Below are 17,914 nucleotides of genomic sequence, written 5' to 3'. Positions count from 1 at the left end.
TCCACCGCACGCTGGACAGCACGGTCGGGTACTCCCTTCGCCGATGATGCCTGCGCCGCGAGCGCCTGGAGCATAGTTATGTATGGATGCGAGACGCTGGGCCAGCAGGGAGGCACGGCCATGCGGCGCAACGAGGAAGTCGCCCAGCTCCTGGAGACCATCGCCGAGCTGTTGATGCTCAAAGACGAGAACCCGTACCGCATCCGCGCGTACACCACCGCGGCGCAGAACATCCGCGCTCTCTCCGAGGATATCGAGGAGATCGCGCGGCAGGGCCGGCTCGACGATATCCCGGGCATTGGCGAAGCCCTGGCCGCCAAGATCCAGGAATACCTGGAGACCGGACGCCTGCGCTATTACGAGGAGCTCAAGCAGGAGGTACCGGAGGTAGCAGTCGACCTCCTAGAGGTGCCCGGCATCGGTCCGGCTCGCGCTCACCGTCTCTACGAGACGCTCGGAATCACCACCATCTCCGAGCTGTTGCGGGCGGCACAGGAGCACCGGCTCCGCGACCTCCCCGGCTTCGGCCCAAAGGTCGAGGAGCGCATCGCCCGCGAGGCGGCCCGGCTGGCCCAGCGCACCCGAAGGCTGCTACTGGGGGTGGCGCTCCCGATCGCCGAAGAGGTCGCAGCGCTGCTCAGGAGGCACCCCGCAGTGGAGGCGATCGAGCCGGCCGGCAGTCTTCGCCGCATGAAGGAGACGATCGGAGATATCGACATTCTTGTCTCCTCACGACAGCCACCGGAGGTCAGCCACGCTTTCGCCCAGCTCCCGATCGCACGGGAAGTCCTGGCCACCGGCCCGACACGCCCCTCGATTCTCACTCGCGAGGGTCTCCAGGTCGATCTGCGGATCGTGGAGCCGGACTGTTACGGCGCGGCCCTCCAGTACTTCACCGGCTCGAAAGAGCACAACATCGCCCTGCGTGGGCTTGCCGCCGAGCGTGGGTGGAAGCTTTCGGAATACGGGCTGTTCGATAAGGGCGGCCAACGGCTTGCCAGTCGCACCGAAGAGGAGATCTACCAGGCGCTCGCGCTCCAATGGGTTCCACCGGAACTGCGTGAGAACCGCGGCGAGATCGAGGCAGCGCGAGAGCATCGCCTGCCGCAGCTCGTCGAGCTGTCGCAGATCCGGGGCGACCTCCACGCCCACACCGACTGGAGCGACGGCCACGACGCGCCCGAGCGGATGGTCGAAGCCGCCATCGCGCGTGGCTACGAGTACCTCGCCTTCTCGGACCACTCCCAGTCGCTGGCCGTTGCCCGCGGGCTCTCCCCCGAACAGGTACGGAAGCAGCGCCAACTCGTCGACGAGCTGAACGAGCGGTACGCCCCGTTCCGCGTCCTGCACGGCGCCGAGGTAAACATCCTGCCCGACGGCACGCTCGACTACCCGGACGAGGTACTCGAGCTGTTCGACATCGTTACCGCGTCGATCCACAGCGCGTTCGAGCTCTCGCGCGAGCGGATGACCGCGCGTGTGCTCCGGGCGATCGAGCATCCGGCCGTGGATATCCTCGGCCATCCGACTGGTCGCTTGCTGCCGAGCCTGCCCCCGTACGACATCGACCTGGAGCCGGTTCTAAAGGCCGCTGCCGAGCACGGAGTCGCGGTCGAGATCAACGGGCAACCTGACCGGCTCGACCTCGACGATGTCTGGTCTCGACGCGCGACGGAACTGGGCGTGCCCCTCGCAACGAACAGCGACGCCCACTCCGTTCGGCAACTGGAGAACATGCGCTATGCCGTTGCAACCGCGCGGCGCGGCTGGGTCGAGGCCCGGCACGTAGTGAACACGCGACCGCTCCCCGACCTCCTCGCCTGGTTGAAGCGGCGCGCAGCCTACCGGTAAGCCAGGCGGCGAGCGGTCGACGGCAGCCCGATACCCGTCAGCGCGTGGCCCCGGCAGCCGCCTGCATCACTGCCTGCCAGCGCCGGTACAGCTTCAGGCCGTCCTCGGCCAGGTAACGCACGCTCGTGTCTCCGGCTCGCTCGACACCGGGAACGTTGCAGGCCAGGTCCGCCGCCTCGGCATTATCGAGCGTGACCGTGACTGGCAGGGGATACGCTGGTCGATAGGGCGGGATCTCCCTCGCCCGGCTGACTGCCAGCCGGGCCCCCTGCTCGATCGCGGCGCAGGCCCGCGCCGGGTGGAGATGCCGCGCCGCCGTCATACCCAGGCCGTACTTGACGATTACCCCGACGACGGCCTCACCGAGCAGCTCCTGAGTCTGGCGCACCGCCTGCTCGTCGCCGGCCACCATGACCACCGGCACGCCGAAATGGCCGGCCACCGCCGCGTTCAGCCCGTACTCGCCCACCGAGACATCGCCGAACTGCACATCGCGTACCCAGGTCGTCCATGTATGCGCCAGCACCCCGTTGGGCGTCCCAGCACGAGCGTGATAGCCAGTGAAGATCACCGCGTCGACGCTCTCATCCAGGCCAGCCATCATGGAGAGCGGCTTGCGCGATCCGCTGATCAACCAGGCGTCCGGATCCAGCTCATCCGGCCGCAAGTTGCGCATCCCATCATGGGCCTCGTTGACGATGATCTCGGTCGCCCCAGCCGCCCGGGCCCCGCGGACGGCGGCGTTGACCTCAGCCAGCATCAGCCGGCGGGCCCACTCGTACTCCGAGGGGGCCGGGCGCGACCATACCGCGAGCTCGGGCGGGATCACCTGTTCCCACGCCACGATGCCGGCCGTACCCTCCATATCTGCCGAGATCAGAACCTTCATCGCCACCTCCTTCCCTGGTCTGCTCTCTGAAGCCACGGGTCTCATCGGGTGCAGGAGCAGCCCGGCCGCCAGCGCTACTGCCTGCGCTGGCGCAGATGCGCCTCGAGCGCCGCGCGCAGCTCGCGTGGGGTCAGGTCGGTCACGGAATAACCCAACGCCTCGGCGATCTGGTCCTTGCGAGAGAAGCCGCGTGCGCGGGCCCAGCGCCAGAACTCGTCCCACCCATACTCCGCGCGCGTCGCCGGGCGCGGCTCCCTGCTCTCGCGCCGCGATAGCTCTTCCGGCCCGGCAACTGTGTATCGTGCCTGGGCAGCAGAAGCCGGGGGCGTCCCAGGCTCACGGCCGATTCCTCCTGCCGGCCCAATGTCGGTTGAGGCCTGCCCGGCAACGTCGGCCTTCCCTGGCGAGGACATCACGCCGACCAGCTCCGCCGGTTGCGTGGACAGCCCCTCAGCACGTGCCGACTTCAGCGATTCGCTTCCCTGGTCCCAACTCCGCCGATCACCCGCAGTAACCGGGGAGGTCGGCGTTCCGGCCCCGGCCGGTGCGAGCGCATCCAGTGTTGCGGAGCCGAGCCGGTCCAAGGCACGCTGGAGTGCCCGGTCTTCAGCCAGCTCGACCCACCTGGGCGATTCCCCAGCCTCTGCGCTGCCGAGAGCTGAGACGCTGCCGTGACCGGGAAGTTCGACTGTCACCCGGACGACGACATGCTCACCTGGCGGCGCCACGAGTTCGGTTACGATCCGCGTCTCCGGGTGCTCCCGCCGCAGCCTCTTCACCGCCGCCAACAGGGCATCTGCATCGAGCTCCCGTTCCATCATCGCTCTGGATCCTCACCAGACTGCTCAGTATGTGGCGCCGGAACCGGCCGGCCGCCGGAAGAGCGCCGGCCTCAGCCAGCGGAAGCTCGCCAGCGCCAGCAGCTCGAGCGCGACTGCAAAGACGATAACCCGCGAGGCTCCGAACCGGTAGAGCAGTCCCATGGTGACGCCCCCAGCCAGCCAGGAGAGGCCGAACACGGTGTTGAAGACGCCGTAGGCCAGACCGCGCGCGTCCCGCGGTGAGAGGTCACCGACAGCCGCCCGCATATTCGTCTCGACCAGCCCCATCACGATGCCCCACAGGACGACGCCGATCACCACCGGCAGCACCGCCGCAGTGAAGGCGAGCGCGGCCGCTGCCGCGGTCAGGACCGGCACCAGCAGCAGCGACGCCAGCCCGGCGCGGTCATAGGCCAATCCCGCGGCGATGGCCACTAGCCCGTCGACTCCCATAGCCACGGCATACAGCAGCGGGATCCAGAGCTCAGCCACCACCTGCCGGTGGCCGAGATGATAGGCGATCAAAGGGAACTGAGCCAGCCCGGCGACCGCCAGCGCTGAGAAGACCGTGTAGCGCCAGAACACCGGCGGCAAGCTGCGCCAGCCAGAGCCCGGGTGCCCGTCAGCGGCCCGCGCTTCCAGGCGAGCCGGCTCAGGTTCCCGCCGCCAGGCGCTACCGAGCACGAGAAGGGTCAGGGTCGCCGGAACCAGAAGCATCAAGAATCCCAGCCGGTAGCCTCGTTCGCCATCGAAGACCAGCGCTACCGTGAAGAGCAGCGGGCCGATGATCGCTCCCACCTGGTCCATCGCCTCGTGCAGGCCGAACCCGAACCCGCGACCCACGTGGGCTGTCGCGTGCGAGAGGATCGCGTCCCGTGCCGGAGTGCGGAGGCCCTTGCCCAGCCGCTCCACCGTGAGCAGCACGGCCGCCGCGAGCCAGTGCCCGGTCAGCGCCAAGGCCGGAATCGCGAGTAGAGAGGCGTAGCCGAGAAAGGTGAAGAGCCAGTAGCTTCGGAGCCTGTCCGCCAAGTAGCCAGCAACAGTTCGGAAGGCGTAGCCGAAGAATTCACCCAGGCCGGCGACGAGACCGACCACGCCGGCCCCAGCACCGAGCAGGGCCAGGTACGGGCCGCTGATGCTGCGGGCTCCCTCGTAGGTGATGTCGCCGAGCAGGCTAACGAGGCCGAGGAGCAAAATCAGGTTGAGGGCGCGGCGGCGCGTCGATGCATCAGTCATGATGAAGCTCCCGCTCCGGCACGGTTACCGGCCGGTCGCGGTCGGCCGGTGACGACGAAAGTAGCGCGCCAATCCGTCGACCGTCATCTGGTAGCTGCCCGAGGCAAGCCAGTACGGCTGCAGAGGTGCCTCGTCACCCGTGACCTCCACTAGCTCGGCGTCGGCGAGCGCTTGTAGCTCGCCGGACAGGGTCGTTGTGTCGGTTTCGGCCGCCAAGCGAGCAGCAGACCAGCCGGCCCAGATGAAGAGGCGGCACAGCAGGTCGTCGAAGTGCCAGTCAGGGTCGTCCGCGGCACCGAAGTGCGTCAGGTAGAGCCGCCTGGGCCGCAGCGCACGCAGGCGGGCCACGCTCTGCCGCCACTGCGACAGGTCGATGTCAGGCGGTGGGGTCGGAGGGTAGACGTACGGCCGGCCGTTGATCCGAATCCCGGCCACGTCGCCAGTGAAGAGAGCCCCGGTGCTGAGATCGTGGAAGGCGTGGTGATGCGACGCGTGCCCGGGCGTCGCGACCGCTCGCAGCGTCCGCGCTCCGGTCTCGATGACATCGCCATCGTCCACCGCCACCACGCGCTCGGCTGGGCAAGGCCGTACCTCGCCCCACAGCTCCTCCATCCGGTCACCGTAGATGCGACCGGCGCTGGCCAGGAGCCGCGAGGGGTCGATCAGATGAGGGAGCCCGACGCGGTGAACGAGCAGCCGCGCTCGAGGCAGTTGGTCGAGCAGCACGCCGGCTGCGCCCGCATGATCGAGATGGATATGCGTGACCACGAGCTGGGTAATCTGCTCCGGGTCGTACCCGGCCGTGCGGATACCCTCGAGCAAGGCCGCCAGCGTCGTCGTCGGGCCGGTCTCGACCAGCGTCAGGCCATGACGCCCTTCCAGGAGATAGGCCGCGATCACGTTGGGCACACCCTGGAACTGGAGATCGATCTGGAACAATCCCGGCTCCAGCTCCTGTACCATCGAGGCCATCGCCACTCCCTTCCCTAGAGCAGTCGCGTGTTCGGCTCAAGGATACGACGCCCTGCCGTTAGCGAGGGGTGCGACGGAGACCGTCACAGCCCGAGGATCAGCCGGGCGATGTTGAAGTAGATGATCAACCCGGTCCCGTCGACGAGCGTGGCGATAAGCGGTGCCGAGACCACGGCCGGATCGATGCGCAGCCGCTTCAGAACCGGCGGCAGCACGGCAGCGACCGTCACCGCCCAGAGCACGATCGCGAAGATCGCGCAGGCGACCGCGAGGCTGAGGTCGCGACCCAGGCCTTCGATCTCGGCCCGGCCGAACGCGACGATCGCCATCACCAGGCCGAGCATCAGGGCCGTCACGATCTCTTTCGGGAGAATGCGCGGGATGTCGCGCAGGCCGATCCCCTCGAGCGCGATCGCCCGGACGAGCGTTGTCACTACTTGGGAGCCGGCGTTGCCCCCTGTCCCGATCAGCAGCGGGATAAAGAGCGCCAAGGCAGTGACCTGGGCGATCAGGTCCTCGTAGTAGTTCGTCACGCTGACCGTGTAGGCGGATCCGACGAACAGGAGGAGCAGCCAGCCGACCCGCTTGCGCCAGAGCAAGAGCGGGCTGGCCCGCATGTACGGCACTTCGAGCGGCTGTGAACCGCCCAGCCGTTCGATGTCTTCCGTCGCCTCGCGCTCGAGAATGTCGGCCACATCGTCGACGGTGATGATCCCGAGCAGTCGGTTGTCCTCGTCCACGACTGGGATCGCGAGCAACCCCTCTTCGATGAGGATGCGCGCGGCCTCCTCCTGGTCAGCTTTAGCCGCTACCCTGACTAGGTCGGTCTCCATCACGTCTCCGACGGTTCGATCAGGCGGGCTGAGGACGAGGTCGCGCATCGAAACGACGCCGAGCAGGTGCCCCTCCTCGTCAGTCACGTAGACGTAGTAGATCGTCTCGGCCGCCTGGGCGAGCTGCCGCAACGCGACGATCGCCTGGTCGACGCGCACGCTGGGTGAGAGCGCCACGTAGGCCGGCGTCATCCGCCCGCCCGCCGTGTCCGGCGGATAGCTCAGGAGCTCCTGCAACTCCTGAGCCTCCAGCGGCTCCATCGCCACCAGGATACGTCCAGCCTCTTCGGGCTCCAGCTCGGCGAAGACGTCCGCAGCATCGTCCGGCGCCATCGCCTCCAGCACGTCGGCCGCCTCGCCCCAGCTCAACCGCTCCAGCACGTCGGCGGCCTCCGACGGCTCCAGCTCAGCGAGGAACTCACCGAAATGCTCGTCGCCGAGCAGTTGCGCCAGCCGGGTCAATCGCGGGGGGTCGAGTTCTTGCAGCGCTCGCCCGAGCTCGTCCTGCTCAGAGAGCTGCCAGAGCGTCTCCTCGGCCGCCTCACGGTCACGACGCTCGATGGCATCGGCCAGCAGGGCACGGAGATCCATCTCAGTTGCCATCGGCATTCCTCCTCCCGGAGGTGACCTCGAGTGGAGCCAGCGCGCGAGTCCCGGTCCAGAGGCGTGCTTGGGTCAAGTGGCGGAGGCGCGATGATCTGGAGAGGGGTCTACCCTCTCTCGTCGTTAGGGGGTGGTACGGAAAACGCTGTTCGGGCACGTCGAGCAGGTGCCGGACACGACCAGCGATCGGCATCGGCAACCTCCGTCTCCAGAGCCCTTCACACGACACGCCCCCGGACTGACCGGGGGCGAGGAGCCGATGCCGAAGCCCACACTGCAGCCGGTCAGCCAGCGGGGACAAGTGATTGAGCTGGTGAGCTACCTGCTTCCACGCTGTTATCCCTCGAACCGCGACGCGGATCGGGCTCAGGCCCTACATCCTGCAAGACGGGGCCACGAACACGGATCCGCATTCGCCCCGCCAGTCTACTGCACGTTGCCGTAGAGAGACAATGCAAACGATGCGGCAACCAGCAACTGGTGATACCGGATCAATGCCAGGAAACGCGGGTGTCTTCCGACACGGCAGTCCCGGTCGCAGCTACCTTGCGGCTCTGCTCGCCGATCCAGGTGAGCAGCGCTGCAGCGTCACGGGCATCGAGATGACGCAGGGCGAATGCCCGACCGCTCGCTCCAGAGGTGACACGGACAACGAACGTGGCTAGTCCTGATCTCCGCTGGAGCGGCGAGCGTATGATCTCCGCCATCTGGACGCGCCGCCGGCGCACGATCGCGGTCACGCGCGAGAGCGTGCGCCACCGCAGCACGAGCGACCCGCCAATGACGGCCCACCCCGCATCACGGTATTGCCAGAGACCGAGCAGCGCGGCTGCTAGTGGCAAGCCGAACCCCAGAAAGCCCATAGGAAACTGCAACCAGAGGAGAAGGCTCGCCCCGGCCATTGCGAGCCCCATCAGATCGGTCCGCAGTGCATAGCGGGGACGAGCGCGGGCCGGGAGCGAAATCAGGTTCGCTTCCACCGCATATTCCGGAAGGAAGGCCCGCAGGAACGGCAACACCTCCCGGCGGCGAAGGAGCGGGAAGAGCACCGTGGATTCGCTAGCTGTGAGTCCATAGGCGGCGCTCTCGACCCGTAGCTCCACGAGTCCGAACGGCTGCCGGAAGGGCCCTTCGACGATCCGCACTGCCTGGATCCGATCCACCGGCAGCGATGCCACTCGCCGCTCCAGGAGGCCCCGCTCGATTAGGAGTGTCTCTCCCTCGCGCCGCAGAGTGAAGCCGGCATGCGCCAGCACCATGCCCAGCACGCTCAGTAGCCAGGCCAGGGCAATAACGCAGACCCCGATGCCCAGTACTGTCCACGGCCCGCCCAGATGGCCCGGGAGCAAGGGAACCTTTTCCCAGGGAATCGCCTCATCGAACAGGGACATGACCGAACCGACGAGCGAAAGCGCCACGCCAGCGCGTCCAGATGTCGCACCGGCCAAGAGCAAGTCCTGAGTGGACAGGCGCCGCGCCGGCTCCTGTCCCGCCCTCCCGGCCTCTACCGGGCCGAGCACCCCTGGTCGGCGAAGTGCCAGACGCAACTCCTCGGCCGCGCGAACGGACACAGCGGTCAGGACGACTTCCGGTGCCGTTCCGCCGGCGGTCTGGATCTCGACTTTGGCGAGACCGAGCAGACGCTGGAGCACTCCCTGCGACACGTCGACCGCCTGGATGCGCTCGATCGGGATGATTCGCTGCTTGCGGTTCAGGATCCCTTGCTCGACCCGGAGTTCGGCGCCCGCCACCCAGTAGGTATGCCGGTACCACGCCAGGATACCGTAGAGCACCGAAAAGACGAGCACGCCTGCTGGGAGTACGAGTACCCACGAAGCCGCGCGCAGGCTGGATAGGTCGAAGCCCTCTCGTAGCAGCGTAACTAGGCCCGGAAGCAGTGCAGGGACAGCGAGTTCTCGCAACTGCCGTAGCGCGCGGAGCACGATGCCCACCGGGTGCAGCCTGCGCGGCTCAGACATCTTCGGCAACCCCAGCAAGCGCAGCGATACGATCACGTAGCGCGTCGGCGACCTCGACCGCCAGCGCCGGGATCTCCTTCGTCCCCGCGGCCGTCGCGATCGCGACACTGGCGAGGCCGTAGTGTCTCAGGATCGGCCCCTGCCGCGTGTCGACGTGCTGGACTCGGGACATCGGGATCAACGTGCGGGTAACGATCAAGACTCCTTGCTGCAGCTCGATGTCCCGATCGCTCACCGCATACTGCCAGCGACGCCACCGCACCCGTGGAATGAACCAGACCCAGAAAGGGACTGCCACGATCGCGAGCAGCGGTGGCAGACAGGCGAGCGGCCAGGGCAATCCGAGGCGCCAGGCCACCGCCGCGACGGCCAGAGCTACGACCAGAGTCGTCATGGCTGAGATCGCTCCAGAGACCTGCCAGGCCCGCAGGGCGCGAGGATCGATGCGCTCGGGCGGTTCCGGTCGCGGGGCGATGTCCAGCGCCAATCTCCCATCCCCGCCAGCAACAGGCGATGAGCTCATCCAACGCTCCTCCCGGGCTACGTAGATCCAGCCCGCGCCAGGCAGGGCCGTCGCTTCCTGTACCGGAAGAAGCTTAGGCTACCGATCTCCCCGGTGCCAGCCCGCTACGTAATCAGCCGTTCTGGACATCTCTAGCGTAGAGTGCGTCAACGACGGGGATCGAAGGCGGGTAAGATACGCGCTCGATCTACTCCAAAGTTTTCCATCGGCTGCATGACCACCAGACCGGACAGAGCGGTCAGCACGCCGGCCCCGAGAATCGCCCAGCGGAGCCCGAGGGCGTCGGCCATCAGCCCGGCCACCAGCGCGCCCACGGCGTAGTCGGGGTCGCGCCAGAAGCGGTACACGCTCAGCGCTCGAGCTCCCCAGGTACGAGAACTTCGGTGGTCGATCGGCTGTCAGCTCGGGCGCAGGCCGAGCTCCTGGGCTATCTGCCGGATCATGTCGATGTGCGCGCGCGGATGCGGCAAGCCCAGGCCCATCGTATTGATGCAGAGATGGCTCGCGCCGAGCTCCCGCCAGGCATCGACATCGCGCAGCCATTCGTCGCGCGGGACTTGTGCCAGCGTCAACCGGCCCTCGATCCCGAAGCCGGACGGGTCGCGGCCAGCCTCCTGTACCCATCCTCGGAGGCGCTCCACCATCTCACGCAGCCGCGCGTCGGGCCGGAACTGCGGCATCCAGCCATCGGCGATCCTGGCAGCCCGGCGCTGCGCCGCCTCCGACATGCCGCCGAGCCACACTGGGATAGGCCGCTGGACCGGCAGCGGGTTAATGCCGACGGCAGGCAACCGGTGCCAGCGCCCCTCGAAGGTCACCGTCTCCTGTGTCCAGAGGAGCCGCATGACCTCGATCTGCTCCTCTTCCCGCTTGCCACGGTTGTGGAAGTTCTCGTTCAGCGCGATGTACTCGGCCTGGTTCCAGCCGACCCCGACACCGAGGCGCAGCCGCCCACCTGACAGCACGTCGACCTCGGCGGCCTGCTTCGCCACCAGCACGGTCTGGCGCTGGGGCAGGATTATCACCCCGGTAACCAGTTCCAGCCTTCGGGTGATCGCGGCCAGGTAACCGAAGAGCACGAATGGCTCGTGGAACTGGCTCTTCGACGTGTACGGACCGGTCCAACCGGGATACTGCGAGACGTCGACACCCACCACATGGTCATAGACCAGGATATGGCTGTACCCCAGCTCCTCTGCTACCTGAGCGTACTCGCGGATCACGGCCGGGTCTGGCCCGATCTCGGTCTGCGGAAACACGACCCCGATGCGCATCCCGCCCCTCCCACCGCTCTGAGTGCCCGAATCGACCTTCTCCTCCAGTATGGCACGTCGTCACCGGAGCGGAGCAGAGGTGGATCCTGGACTCAGCTCGCCCCGCGGGGCCAGAGATAGAAGAGCAGATCGAGCCCGCCCGGCGAACAATCGAAATGGGTGAGCATCGCCGCGACCTCGCTGCGGTGCTGTGTCCCGTGATTGGCCACGTGAAGCATCATTTGCCACAGCGCCGGCCGGAACACGTTTCCGTCAGGGAGGGGCATCTCGCGGATACCTTGGAGGTCATCGTCGCTGAGCCGCGAGACGAACGCAGCGGTGTCCCGCTCCAGTTCTTCCCAGGCTCGCCGCAACGATAGCAGGTCGGGGTAATCGGTGGGATTCAGCCGGAAACGGTAGGCCTCTTCCGGCGACAACGACCCGTCCCACCAGGAGAGCCAGCTCCGCTGGGTGCTGATGATGTGCAGCAACGTGTTGTGGATCGAACCATGCCCGGCTTCGCCGGGAGCATGGAGCTGTTCCGGTGTCAGCCGCCCCGCCGCGTCGAGCACGCGCTCGGTCGCCCAGCGGTTGTAGGAATACAGCGTGCGGATCACCTCTACGAGCATGCCTCCCAACCGTCCCTTCGCTTCGATCCTGGCTGTGCAACCGTCAATGGGCCCATCCAGGACGAGCGTAGCACGGAATGCGGTCAGGATCGTTCCGCTTTTCACCGGATCTCGGGGATAAAAGAAAAACGCCCCGGCGATGCCGCCGGGGTGGACTCGACGCGCGCGACTAGTTGAGCGAGCCCGCGAGCGCCTTGTGCGCCTGGACCGGGATCCGCTTGATCCGAGCCTGCTCGGCCTTCGGCAGCGTCAGCGTCAGGATGCCGTCCGCGAAGCTCGCCTCGGCGTGATCGGCATCCACGGGCGCCGGCAGCGTGAAGGTCTCAGCAAACTCGCCCATACCGATCTCGCGGCGGTACCAGGTCACCTTCTTCGCGTCCTCCTCGCTGAGCTGGTACCCGTAATGACCCCGGATCGTCAGCGCGTTCTGCTCGACGCTGACCTCGATGTCCTCAGGGCTCGCGCCCGGCACCGCCACCTTCACAACCAGCGCGTCGCCCGTGTCGTAGATGTCCGTCAGCGGGCGATACGTCCACGAACGGGCTGCCAGCGGCCGCGTGCGACCGAAGGCCTCGTTGAAGACCCGATCCAGCTCGCTCCACATCCGCTCCATCTCCGCAAACGGGCTCCAGCGCTCCAACATTGCTCATCACCCTCCTTCCTCAGCGCTCCTTTACCAGCGCCGTCACCGGCGCTTTCCGACGATATATATACTCATCTACACGAATTGTGTCAAGTCTTATCCCTCGCACGAGTGAGAGATGCTGAGCGACAAACAGCACAGCGAGTAGGCGACCACGGCGGCCGTCACGGGCGACGGGTTTTCGCAGGCAGCCATACCCTCCTTCCAGTGCAGTCCGGCGCTCGCTACCATGTGGGGTGGATGGCTTAATGGCACCTGAAACAGGCTCGACATGGCAGCCAGGAAACGCGAACAGGCCGTCATCGTCTCGATCCACGATGTCGCGCCTGCCAATCTAGTTGAGGTGCGCTGGCTCCTCGGACGGCTGGACGAGCTCGGGGCTCGGCCGCGCAGCCTCCTCGTGATCTCTTCCGACCGCAGGGACGGCGACCTCGGTCGCTCCCCCGACCTAGTCAATATGCTCCAGGCGGAGGTGCGAAGCGGGTCGGAGATCGTGCTGCACGGCTTCACCCATCGGAGGGAAGGCCCCTGGCGCGGCTCGCTCGCGACTCGCGTGCGCGCCGCCGCCTTTGCGCGCGAGGACGCGGAGTTCGCCAGCCTGGCGTGGCCCGACCAGCGGGCCCGTCTTCAGTCGGGACGCAAGCTCCTGCGAGATCTCGGGTTCGAGGTCAGCGGCTTTTGCCCGCCCGCCTGGCTATCCACCCCGGAGCTACCAGACCTCCTGCGAGAGCTGGGTTTCCGCTATCTGGTCGAGATGCTCTGGGTGCACGATCTCAGGTCTAGGCGACGCATAGCAGTACCTTGGCTGGGCTACCTCGGCGCCGGGCCGCTGAACGAGGCTCTCGTCCGGGCCGGAGCGGCGCTGCTGCGCCCCTGGCGGGCGCACGCGCCAGCCGTGTCGGTGTTTCTCCATCCTCAGGGCGCTTCCCGATCCCCCGCCTGCGCGCGCGTGCTGCGCGAGCTCGCCCTGTTGCTGCGCGAGCGGAGACCGGTGACCTATGGCGAGCTGCTCGACTGGCCGACCTGAGGTCAGCATCGTCATCCCGGCCCGCAACGAGGAGACCTTCATCGGGCGGACTCTCGAGTCGATCGCCAGCCAGTCATGGCCGCTAGAGCGACTCGAGGTGGTCGTGGTCGACAACGGTTCACACGATCGCACTGCCACGGTGGTGCGGGAGTTCGCCAGCAACACTCCGAGACTTCAGGTGCGCCTCCTGCACGAGCCTCTCCCCAGCCGAGCCCGAGCGAAAAACCTAGGCGCTCGAGAGGCTACCGGGGAGATCCTGATCTTCTTGGACGCTGATTCCGCTATGGCGACTGACCTCGTTATGCGGGTCATCGAGACGTACCGCGGCGGATACCCAGCCGGCAGCATCCGGATCGTCGCCGACTCGCGCGATCTCCTCGACCGCGCATTTTTCTGGTTGATGGAGCTCGGCAAGCGACGCTTCCACATCCGGGCTCAGATGTTTTATTGTTCGCGCGAGCTGTTCCTGGCTCTCGGCGGCTTCGACGAGCGTCTGCAGATCGCGGAGGATCGCGAGTTCCTCCAGCGCGCGGAACGATCGGGAGTACAGGTCTGCCACCTGAGCGCGAGCTGGATCGCCACCTCACCCCGCAGGCTGCGCCGGCTGCCGCTCCGGCTGGGCCTGTTGACCACGTTCGTTCGCTGGCTGCTGGCTCATCTCGGCATCGGTCGCTCCTGGCCGTACTGAGCTGGCTCCCCTGGGCACTGCTGCGGCTGGGCCGAGCCGGCGGCGGGCGCGCAGTGGGCGTGCTCAGCGTCTGGCTCGGCTGGGAACGCTTAACGCACTGGTGGTGGCACACGCGGCCGCTCGGACCCGGTGGGATCTTCCGCTACCGGCTGCTGGTCTATACGGGCCTGCCGGTAACGCTCCGGGACGGCTGCACCGTACGCCCCGGGCACAGGATCATCGACCTCCATTTCGATAACCGACGACTGCTCCGAGCTGCCGTCGAGGCGAGGGACAAACCGTGGAGCTTGCTGCGGGCGGCACGCGAAGACCTCCAGACGCTGGCGTCCCTCGTGGGCGCGGGCGAACTGGGCGAGGTGCGCGCGCTTCGCGGCGTCACCCTATTCGCGCGTGCCGGCCGGCGTCTCGGGTTCGAGGCACGCCCGCTCCCAGTGACCGGCACCGCTCGTCTCCAGCGGTACTTCTTCGTGGGGCTGCTCGCGGTCTACCACCCGCGCGGCTGGCAGGCGGCCGAACGCTTCCGGGAGCGCGGCTGGCCCGGCGAGGCCTGGATGAGCCGGGAGCGATTGCTGGACCTCTACGCAGCGAGGCGCGAGACCACTGCTCGAGGGACGAGCGAGTCTGACGCCTGACCTGCAGTATCCGCAGATACACGCGCTCCCGCAGCACTCACCGGCGGCTCAGACCACGCTCGGATGCAGCTTCGCGTCGACCTGGTTGGGACTGCGAACGGGACAACGCCTGGTCTGTCTCTGGACTCAGGAGCCGGCTGAGCCCGAACGACTCCACGAGCAGGATCCCGAGCGTCAAGAGCGCCGACACGACGCACCACTGGCAGATCGCTCTGATAACCCAGATCTCGAGATAGGTGAGATAGGCGGCATAGAGCGTGCCTGCCAGCGCGATCGCGAAGGCCCCCGCCGTCAGCAACTCATGCCGTTCCGGCCACCGCCAGCGGGCTAGCCCGACCGCAACCAACGTTACGTACATCCCGGCGCCGAGCAGCGCGATGGGCACGCCCCCAATCTCAGCGTAGGGGCTATTCTGCACCGTCTGGCAGTCGCCGACCCCGCAGACCAGGATTTCCTGCCGGTAGTGCGCAGTGGTCAGGTACCCGGCGACGCCGATTCCGGCCAGCGCGAGCACGAGCGAGAGTAGCTGCCAGCGCGCCATCCGGTTCATCGGTTCAGCTCCGCCTCGATCGCGTTCAGGAGGTCTTGGTAATATCGGATCTGCAGCTTCTGTCCGTTCACGAAAAAGGTCGGAGTCGCGTTCACCCCGAGGCTCTGCCCCTCCTGTCGCATCGCCTCGACCTCACCCTGGTGCCGGCGGCTATCGAGGCACGAGTTGAACTGACCCATGTCGAGCCCGACGATTTCGGCCATCCGCTTCAGACGCGCCGACGTGAACGAGCCGACGTTCTCGCCGCGCTGGTTGGCGAAGAGCGTGTCGTGGTATTCCCAGAACTTTCCTTGTTCCTGCGCGCACAGCGCAGCCTCGGCCGCCAGCGTCGACTCTTCGCCGATGAACGCGAAATCGCGGTACTCGAACCGGATCTTGCCGGTCGCGATGTAGTCCTGCACGAGCTGCGGGAACAGGACTTGCTTGAACTGGAGACAGGCCGGGCACTGGTAATCGCCCCACTCGACGACGAGGACAGGCGCGTTCGGATCACCGAGCACGCGCCCATCACGCGGGATATCGCCATAGTCCGAAGTGACCGCCTGCACCGGGGCGACCTCGTCACCAGTCGATGGCCGGTTGGCTAGGATCAGAACCACTACCGCGGCCACGGCGATGGCCACGGCGCCGCCGAGCAGCATCAAGCGTCGCCGGCGCGCGGCCTGCTGCTCGGCCAACCGGCGTTGCGCCCGGCGCGAGGGCCGCCCAGGCACCTGTTCTCTCGCTCCCGTCGCCATACTGAACAGTTCCTCCTGACCCCGATTCCACCACACCGGAGCAATGGTATCAGGCTCGCTCGGCTCGGGACGCACTCAGGCACGCCGGTCGGAGCTCGCCCCCGCCAGCCGGCGGCGGTACCACGGCAGTACGACCTCCTCGGCGATCACCTGGAGGGCCGCCGCTGCCGGGATCGCCAGCGCGGCGCCGGCGAGACCGAGGAGGGCTGCGCCGATCAGGACCGAGAGGAAAGCCAGCAGCGGGTGAAGATCGAGCTGTGAGCCCTCGATGAAGGGAGAGATCACCAGGCCCTTGAGGTTCTGGATAGCAATCGAGGTCACAATCGTGAGCCCGAGCGCGAACCAGCCCGCTGTCGCCGCCAGGACGAACAGCGGTATGCGCGCCAACCAGGTCCCGACCCGCGGGATGATCTCACAGAGGGCGACGATTACCGCCAGAAGGAGCGGCGACGGAATTCCGATCAGCCGGAGCGCCAGGTAGGTCAGGGCCCCCACGATCACCATGACCGTGAGTTTCGCGCCCAGGTACTGCCCCAACCGTACCCAAACAGCCGTCAGCACCACGCGTACCCGCTCGCGGTGGTCGGGTGGAGTGAGATCGAGGACAGCCAGCAGTAGTTCCCTGCGCCGTGCCACCAGGAGCGTCGAGATGACCATAACGCTCAGAGCGTCGAACAGTAGCCCGAAGAGTCGCTGGGGCAAGCGCGAGAGCGAGGCTCCGAGGCCGGAGAGAAATTGTCCACCCAAACCGCTGGCCTCCTGCTCGAACTGGCGAAGCTCGGGATACTGCTGCCGCAGGCCCTCGTAAAGCCGACGGAGTTCCTGGTAGCGGTCGAGCAGTTCCGGAAATTGTCGTCCGACGCTGGCAATCTGGCTTATCAAGGGCGGGATGATGAGCACGATCACGAGCCCGAGCGCGACGAGCACCAGCAGATAGACCACGCTGATGGCGACTATTGGCGGAACCCGTCGACGCTCGAGCGCGCGCACCGGCCGGGCGACGGTCGCAGCGATCAGCACGCTCAGGAACAGGATAACGAGCACGTTGACCAGTCGCAGGATGAGGAGCACGACGCCGACTGCGACCGCCGCGAGACAGATACCAGCGGCGACGGCGAGGGCCTGAGGCCACCACTCGGCCGCCTTTCCTGGCCTTGGCCCCGGCGGCACGGTCGGTGGCGAGACGGCCGGCGCGGGCTCGGCAATCGTTGGATCTGGAGTCTTCTCTTCCACCTGCGACAGCGCTCCCCACACGCCGCGAGTTCAGTACGACTGTCCGATTGTCGCAGACGCGGCCATGGTGGCCCAAGGCCCGAACCAGCGCGCAAGTTTCGCGAAATGGGAACGTCGTTGATCCATGGACGAGCAGCCTGGGGACCATATCGATTCAGGTCTTGACACAGGGGCAAACATGTGCTGTACTAGTGGTGCGGTCCCGAGGAGTTGAGCTCGGACCGGCTAAGACATCCGACTCGACCGGGAAGCCGGAAGAGTTGACCGCCTACCCGCAAGGGGAAGCGGCACCGGTACAGGTCAGCTCCGCCTGGCGAAAGCCAGAGGGGAGGTGAACTCCGAGGCCGGCGGAGAAGCCGGGAGAGCGAGGCCCGTCGGGGCCGCACGTTGTTGCCTTCCGCCTGCTCGAGCGCGATACGCTGATGAATCTCGGCCGCCCGGCGGGTTCTGCACGTTCGCGCGCTACGGGAGCCCCGACCCGGCCTGATTACTCGACCGGCCGACAGCTCAGGAACTCGTCGCCGGAACGAGCAGATGGCCGTGAACGGTCAAGGACTCCTTATGGCCTCATGAAAAAATCTGATAGCCGCGCACATTCGAGTTCTTGCATCGAGGTGGCGGATACGCTATGCTACGGTGCTAACAGTTATCCGCTCGGGGTGGCCGCGCAACGGCGCGCGGGCCAGCGAAGGAGGACTCGTGGAAGCAGCGCTGCACTCGAGCGAATTGCGCTTCTCCCTCTCACCGTGCCCCATGATGCCGGGCCGGTTGCTAGGCACGCCTCTCCGCCACACGAAAGCCTACTCACTGCCGAG

The 17,914-nt window shown here is 66.9% G+C and carries 18 protein-coding genes; 4 read left to right on the top strand and 14 right to left on the bottom strand.

The window, feature by feature from the left end; all coding sequences use genetic code 11:
- Window positions 1-78 precede the first annotated feature (78 nt).
- The gene (gene polX / locus NET02_RS02065) at window positions 79-1,851 is read left to right on the top strand and encodes a DNA polymerase/3'-5' exonuclease PolX (protein ID WP_284055709.1); all 1,773 of its coding nucleotides are present in this window, start codon (window positions 79-81) and stop codon (window positions 1,849-1,851) included.
- A 37-nt stretch (window positions 1,852-1,888) separates the two neighbouring features.
- Here the strand turns inward: polX and NET02_RS02060 are convergent, their stop codons facing one another.
- The 11 genes from NET02_RS02060 to NET02_RS02010 all read right to left on the bottom strand — a co-directional run bounded on the left by NET02_RS02060 (window position 1,889) and on the right by NET02_RS02010 (window position 12,232).
- Window positions 1,889-2,740 (bottom strand): M55 family metallopeptidase, encoded by an 852-nt coding sequence (locus NET02_RS02060; RefSeq protein ID WP_284055708.1) that lies wholly within the window; start codon window positions 2,738-2,740, stop codon window positions 1,889-1,891.
- Between the two features lie 74 nt (window positions 2,741-2,814).
- A complete protein-coding gene (locus NET02_RS02055; RefSeq protein WP_284055707.1) occupies window positions 2,815-3,561 on the bottom strand; it encodes a hypothetical protein in 747 nt (248 codons plus the stop codon).
- Window positions 3,562-3,585: 24 nt separating this feature from the next.
- Window positions 3,586-4,797 carry an MFS transporter gene (locus NET02_RS02050; protein ID WP_284055706.1) on the bottom strand — a complete coding sequence of 404 codons (1,212 nt, stop codon included), beginning with the start codon at window positions 4,795-4,797 and terminating at the stop codon, window positions 3,586-3,588.
- 24 nt (window positions 4,798-4,821) lie between these two features.
- Window positions 4,822-5,769, bottom strand: a complete 948-nt coding sequence (locus tag NET02_RS02045; RefSeq protein ID WP_284055705.1) for an MBL fold metallo-hydrolase — start codon at window positions 5,767-5,769, stop codon at window positions 4,822-4,824.
- Between the two features lie 83 nt (window positions 5,770-5,852).
- Window positions 5,853-7,205, bottom strand: coding sequence for a magnesium transporter (gene mgtE / locus NET02_RS02040; RefSeq protein ID WP_284055704.1), 1,353 nt, complete (start codon window positions 7,203-7,205; stop codon window positions 5,853-5,855).
- A 491-nt stretch (window positions 7,206-7,696) separates the two neighbouring features.
- On the bottom strand, window positions 7,697-9,184 hold the full coding sequence (locus tag NET02_RS02035; RefSeq protein WP_284055703.1) for a PH domain-containing protein: 1,488 nt from the start codon (window positions 9,182-9,184) through the stop codon (window positions 7,697-7,699).
- Window positions 9,177-9,707 carry a PH domain-containing protein gene (locus tag NET02_RS02030; RefSeq protein WP_284055702.1) on the bottom strand — a complete coding sequence of 177 codons (531 nt, stop codon included), beginning with the start codon at window positions 9,705-9,707 and terminating at the stop codon, window positions 9,177-9,179. Before NET02_RS02030 ends, NET02_RS02035 begins: the two co-directional genes overlap by 8 nt.
- Before the next feature lie 146 nt (window positions 9,708-9,853).
- Window positions 9,854-10,054, bottom strand: coding sequence for a hypothetical protein (locus NET02_RS02025; RefSeq protein ID WP_284055701.1), 201 nt, complete (start codon window positions 10,052-10,054; stop codon window positions 9,854-9,856).
- Window positions 10,055-10,105: 51 nt separating this feature from the next.
- Window positions 10,106-10,981: an LLM class F420-dependent oxidoreductase gene (locus NET02_RS02020; protein WP_284055700.1), complete on the bottom strand. Its 876-nt coding sequence runs from the start codon at window positions 10,979-10,981 to the stop codon at window positions 10,106-10,108.
- Window positions 10,982-11,073: 92 nt separating this feature from the next.
- On the bottom strand, window positions 11,074-11,589 hold the full coding sequence (locus NET02_RS02015) for a DinB family protein (protein WP_284055699.1): 516 nt from the start codon (window positions 11,587-11,589) through the stop codon (window positions 11,074-11,076).
- A gap of 169 nt (window positions 11,590-11,758) precedes the next feature.
- A complete protein-coding gene (locus NET02_RS02010) occupies window positions 11,759-12,232 on the bottom strand; it encodes an Hsp20/alpha crystallin family protein (RefSeq protein ID WP_284055698.1) in 474 nt (157 codons plus the stop codon).
- Between the two features lie 271 nt (window positions 12,233-12,503).
- Here NET02_RS02010 and NET02_RS02005 point away from each other — a divergent pair, with 271 nt between their 5' ends.
- From NET02_RS02005 to NET02_RS01995, 3 genes are read left to right on the top strand one after another with little or no spacing between them, the layout of a single operon-like run.
- Window positions 12,504-13,259, top strand: coding sequence for a polysaccharide deacetylase family protein (locus NET02_RS02005; RefSeq protein ID WP_284055697.1), 756 nt, complete (start codon window positions 12,504-12,506; stop codon window positions 13,257-13,259).
- Complete coding sequence (locus NET02_RS02000; protein WP_284055696.1) at window positions 13,231-13,947, top strand: glycosyltransferase; 717 nt, start codon at window positions 13,231-13,233, stop codon at window positions 13,945-13,947. Before NET02_RS02005 ends, NET02_RS02000 begins: the two co-directional genes overlap by 29 nt.
- Before the next feature lie 59 nt (window positions 13,948-14,006).
- Window positions 14,007-14,579: a YkoP family protein gene (locus NET02_RS01995; RefSeq protein ID WP_284055695.1), complete on the top strand. Its 573-nt coding sequence runs from the start codon at window positions 14,007-14,009 to the stop codon at window positions 14,577-14,579.
- 37 nt (window positions 14,580-14,616) lie between these two features.
- Here the strand turns inward: NET02_RS01995 and NET02_RS01990 are convergent, their stop codons facing one another.
- From NET02_RS01990 to NET02_RS01980, 3 genes are all read right to left on the bottom strand, one after another.
- Window positions 14,617-15,129, bottom strand: coding sequence for a vitamin K epoxide reductase family protein (locus NET02_RS01990; RefSeq protein ID WP_284055694.1), 513 nt, complete (start codon window positions 15,127-15,129; stop codon window positions 14,617-14,619).
- On the bottom strand, window positions 15,126-15,866 hold the full coding sequence (locus NET02_RS01985) for a DsbA family protein (protein WP_284055693.1): 741 nt from the start codon (window positions 15,864-15,866) through the stop codon (window positions 15,126-15,128). The genes NET02_RS01990 and NET02_RS01985 overlap by 4 nt, the downstream gene beginning before the upstream one ends.
- Window positions 15,867-15,941: 75 nt before the next feature.
- On the bottom strand, window positions 15,942-17,099 hold the full coding sequence (locus NET02_RS01980) for an AI-2E family transporter (protein WP_284055692.1): 1,158 nt from the start codon (window positions 17,097-17,099) through the stop codon (window positions 15,942-15,944).
- Window positions 17,100-17,914 lie beyond the last annotated feature (815 nt).

Origin of the sequence: Thermalbibacter longus (assembly GCF_023806485.1) — a bacterium.
In the GTDB taxonomy this organism is placed as follows: domain Bacteria; phylum Chloroflexota; class Chloroflexia; order Thermomicrobiales; family Thermomicrobiaceae; genus Thermalbibacter; species Thermalbibacter longus.
The sequence above is the reverse complement of the archived record's forward strand: the minus strand, read 5'-3'. Positions and strand labels throughout refer to the sequence as shown.